At 32.1% G+C, this 3158-nt stretch carries 3 protein-coding genes; all 3 read left to right on the forward strand.

Going from position 1 to position 3158, the window contains the following annotated elements; all coding sequences use genetic code 11:
- Positions 1–297, forward strand: a 297-nt coding sequence (locus N4A40_10335; GenBank protein MCT4662247.1) for a hypothetical protein, incomplete at its 5' end; no start/stop codon positions are given.
- Positions 298–531: 234 nt separating this feature from the next.
- Positions 532–1818 carry an AAA family ATPase gene (locus N4A40_10340; GenBank protein ID MCT4662248.1) on the forward strand — a complete coding sequence of 429 codons (1287 nt, stop codon included), beginning with the start codon at positions 532–534 and terminating at the stop codon, positions 1816–1818.
- A 2-nt stretch (positions 1819–1820) separates the two neighbouring features.
- A complete protein-coding gene (locus tag N4A40_10345; GenBank protein ID MCT4662249.1) occupies positions 1821–2462 on the forward strand; it encodes a TIGR02646 family protein in 642 nt (213 codons plus the stop codon).
- The last annotated feature ends 696 nt before the right edge of the window (positions 2463–3158 follow it).

Raw genomic sequence — 3158 nt, forward strand, 5'->3', positions numbered from 1 at the left:
AATGTGAGTCTTTACTATTTTTCTTTCTCACCAGATGATGAAGCGAGTGTGTTTGATATTTACAATGAGGATACGAAGCTTGATTTAGTGGTTAATGGTATAGCTAGAAGTGAAGAGGGTCATATGATACTTGATATGGGCGGAGCTAATGGAGCTGCGTATACGGTAGATGCTAGTAGCTGTTATCTAGAGCTAAATATGTCGGAGGTCAAGGTGGGCGATGTGCTCAGTGTTTATCACGATGGTATAATGGAGAGTGATCCTATGCAGGTTAGAGCAAGTCTTATTAGAAAATAGATCAAAACCCCAGCTTATTTCTGGGGTTTTTAAAATTTTTTTATTTTTTTTGAAATTGAGGTTTACAAATTAGAAAGTATTTACGTTTCTATATAGTGAGGGATTTATTTTTCACTGGGCATTAGTTCTCAATAGCTGTTCGGCATTTCAATGCCGAGCAGTTCACATATGGGCATTTGTGATATAATTAGGTAATTGGAATCTAATTATATTTATATAAAAGAAGGTGAAGTTGTGAAGATTAAAGATATAGAGATGAGAAATTTTAGATGTTTTGAAGAGTTGAAAGTAAATTTAGATGATGATTATACAGTATTTATTGGGATTAATGGTTCGGGAAAATCTACTATTTTGGATGCGATATCACTTGCTATGGGAAGTTATTTATCCGGTTTTGACAATATTTCACCTGAGGGAATACATATAGATGATGCGCATTACAAGGTTTACAAAATGGGTAGCAATGTAGAGAGTCAAAGACAATTTCCAGTTGATATCATAGCGACTGCGGATATAAATGGTAGTAGAGTTAATTGGAAGAGGTCTTTAAATGGAGAGAAGAGGAAAACTACTATAGCTGATGCTAAGGCTATTAGAGATATTGGATATAGCTATCAGAAAATGGTTCGAGAAGGCGATGATAGTTGTATATTGCCATTAGTAGCGTATTATGGAACAGGTCGTCTTTGGATGCAAAAGAAGAGCAAGAAAAGTAAATCTAAAAAGATAGATATAAATAGAACTGTTGGCTATGTTGATTCGCTTGATGTGGCATCTAATGAGAAATTGATGATTAAATGGTTTGAAAAAATGACATATATACAATTGCAAACAGGAGAGACAGTACCAGAACTTGAAGCGGTTAAGAGTGCAATGAGTAAGTGTTATTTGAGCGCAGATGATAGTTTGACTAGTGTGAATTTTATATACGATGTTAATAGTGAAGAGATAGAGATAGTTATGAAGCATAACGATGAACGCCTTGAAAAATTGCCTATGAAATCATTAAGTGATGGGATAAAAGGTGTTTTAAGTATGGTTGCAGATATAGCGTATAGGATGGCTATATTGAATCCACAGCTTTTAGGTGATGTTTTGAAAACACCAGGAATTGTCTTGATAGATGAGGTGGATATGCATTTGCACCCAGAGTGGCAGAAGAAAATAATATCTGATTTGACATCTATTTTCAAAGAAGTTCAGTTTGTGTTTACAACTCATTCACCGAGTATAGTTGCAAATGTTCCGAAGGAGAATATTTGGATTTTAGATGAACATAAACTATATAGACCATCAAACAATACTTATGGACGTGATGTAGGAAGTATACTAGCGGAGATAATGGCTTCTGATGTAAGACCTTCTGAAGTGAAGAAGTTGATTGAAAACTTTTATTTAGCAATAGATGATTCTGATATAGATAAAGCGGGAACAATACTAGGAAAAATGAGAGATATACTTGGGGATCATGATTCGGATGTAGTTAAGGCGCAGGTATATCTAGATTTTGAGGGCATGTAGCTATGATATATATAAATAAAAGTGGAGAACCAGCTAGATTTGCACAATATAGGAATTCAAGAAATTCAAAGTTTGATGATATGGATCAAAATGTAAAAAAAGAGCTTAGAGAATCGTTGCTTCAAGAACAAAAATATTTGTGTGCATATTGTATGAGTAGAATAAAAGATGACGGAAATGTCAAGATTGAGCATTTTAGGGCTCGAAATGATGACAATGAATTAGAGTATACGAATTTACTAGCGGTATGTAAAGGCAATGAAGGGCAGCCATATAGAAAAACTACGTGTGATACTAGAAAAGGAAACAAATCAATGACTATTAATCCTTTAAGTCAGGCTTGTATGGGAACTATAGAGTATAGAAATGATGGGACTATTTTTTCTACTGATGAGACATATGACAATGATATAAATGAAATTTTAAATTTGAATTGTGAAGAGGGGTATTTGAAGAGAAATCGAAAAGATGCTTTATATAGTTTAAAATCATTGATACGTAAAGAACTAAGACCAGGTGAAAGTGCAGAAACTTTACTCAGAAGATTGAAAAGAGGATATGAAAATCAAAATAATGTTGAATTAAAAGAGTATGTCGGAATTTTGTTGTTTCACATAGATAAGAAACTTAGAAAATATGAATAAATAGATCAAAACCCCAGTTTATTTCTGGGGTTTTTAAATTTTTTTATTTTTTTTGAAATTGAGGTTTACAAATTAGAAAGTATTTACGTTTCTATATAGTGAGGGATTTATTTTTCACTATTTTTTTTTAGCTCTAAAGTTTTAGAGAGTGATTTTGTAGTAGAAATATGCACCCCTTGTAGTGGACAGTTGAAGTAATATAATTGTTTACTGCAGGGGGTGTTTTGTTATGCGCTGAAAAAATACTTTACGCTGTAAAGTGAAAATGATGTTTGCAATGAAATTTTAAACGAGATTATGTAGTTCTGATGTCAGATAATCTAGATTTTTTACGCGAGAGGTAATAATTTCACCGCGAATAATCGTAATTGAAAAATTATCAGAACATTTGTGCACGAATCTGATAATTTGAGTTTTTTATGAATCAATATTTTCTTGCATTTCTTATGTACATTTTTAATATATCTACATAAGGGTTTAAAATTATGGTAAGATTTGAATAAATTTGCAAATAAAAAAATTAGATTAACAAATGGATTTTAATTTACTATGATATTTGCAAATAATGAGTATCAAAAATATTTGGAGGTGAAGATTTTTGTCTATGGGAGAAAAAACTTTAGATTATAATTACAAAGATAATTCGTTTTTGATGGAGATTTTCAAAGAAGCTATGGAGGCAAAGCCCCTTATAGA

The sequence above is a fragment of the Tissierellales bacterium genome (genome assembly GCA_025210965.1).
Lineage (GTDB): Bacteria > Bacillota > Clostridia > Tissierellales > JAOAQY01 > JAOAQY01.

Bases quoted from the DNA above. Each gene is read 5' to 3' on its own strand.
- N4A40_10345 (MCT4662249.1), top strand. From the start codon at position 1,821: ATGATATATATAAATAAAAGTGGAGAACCAGCTAGATTTGCACAATAT.